The sequence below is a fragment of the Aquabacterium sp. genome (assembly GCF_030652515.1).
Lineage (GTDB): Bacteria > Pseudomonadota > Gammaproteobacteria > Burkholderiales > Burkholderiaceae_C > Aquabacterium.
Genome location: NZ_JAUSAR010000071.1, coordinates 1 through 1,234 on the forward strand (window position 1 = coordinate 1; position 1,234 = coordinate 1,234).

Here is a 1,234-nt window from a genome sequence, read left to right on the forward strand (position 1 = left end):
GGTCAACGGAGGGGGGCGCCAATACCCAGCCGCCATCAACGCTGTGCCGGTCGCACTGTCGATCTTGTCACACAGTCTCAAGATAAACCCGCGAACCTTGCGCTTTACCTTGCTCGCCGTGTGTGCCACGGTTTCTTCGGAGCACTCAAAGAGGTAGTGCCGAATGTCCACTTCCCCGGCGTAACCGCACGTGCATCCCTTCCCGTCCTTGCGTGACAGTGCCGTGGCCAGACCAGCCGACATGGTGGTGGAGGCCAAGAGGCGAGCATACGGGTGTCGGTAGGGTCGCAGCGACAGGCTCATTGCTCCAAAACGTGCATTGCTAACCAACTCGGTCATACGGGGCCCGAGCTTGGTGATGGCCGTGAGCGAGCCACTGCATCCCGGTCCATGTTTGCTCAGACCAATGGGACCTTTTGGCGCAGTTCATTGCATTCGCAAATTCAACGCTGCGCCTGAGCCTCTTCGACACCCTCATGTTTGCTTCTGTTAGCCTCAGGAGTCTACTAGTCTGCACCTCTTCACCCATGGGCCCTGCTGCTTGCCGAGACCCGTCCGCTGAGTGATATACCCCACCAGACCACGATGCCATTCCAATCCCCGGGCTCCAACGGGTCCTCCCTGGCACTGGCACTTGTGTCTGGCCAGGTGGCCAGCGTTGTGGCACTGGCACGCCTTGCAGTGGCGGGCACCTGCTCGGCGAGTGCCCCTGGAGCCATTGATAGTGCAACTGTTGCCCTCCTCCTCCCCCACTGCCGGCTAAAGAAGGGTGCTCTGGCATTCCTGAGCAAGGAAAGTGGCGTTGCCGCCATACCTGTCCGCATGATCGCCTCTCGCCTCCGCTGCACTCTCTGCAAACTCCACCTCTCCCCTGTTGCCAACCCCAGTGATAAAGAAGTCCTCCTGACGTATTCCACATGGCGTCTGTTTGTGAACACCCCAGCATGGTGGTACTGCGGGAGTACATCACCTTTGATGCCCTCCTCCTCATCGACCAGCTCACCCACCTCATATACAAAGTGTGCTGTGCCCCCACTGGGTTCATGGGCGAGACGTTCCGTGACCCAAGCAGCCCGACCAAGTTCTTTGATTGGAGGGCACTCATGGGTGAACACGTGAGTAATGTGTGCAAGTCCATCTGGGTCCTCCTCCCGCGCATCACAGCCGCAGACGAGACTTGGAACTCTGAAGTTGGTCGCTGGCTCCTCCACATGCTCCTAATAGCGATGCCCTT

General features: G+C 59.0%; 2 protein-coding genes. One reads left to right on the forward strand and one right to left on the reverse strand.

Features of this window, described 5'->3' with window-relative positions:
* The coding region (locus Q7V20_RS08915; protein WP_304789445.1) for a hypothetical protein at positions 1-258 on the reverse strand (258 nt) is incomplete at its 3' end.
* Positions 259-944: 686 nt separating this feature from the next.
* Here Q7V20_RS08915 and Q7V20_RS08920 point away from each other — a divergent pair.
* A partial coding sequence (locus Q7V20_RS08920) for a hypothetical protein (protein ID WP_304789448.1) occupies positions 945-1,234 on the forward strand: 290 nt, incomplete at its 3' end.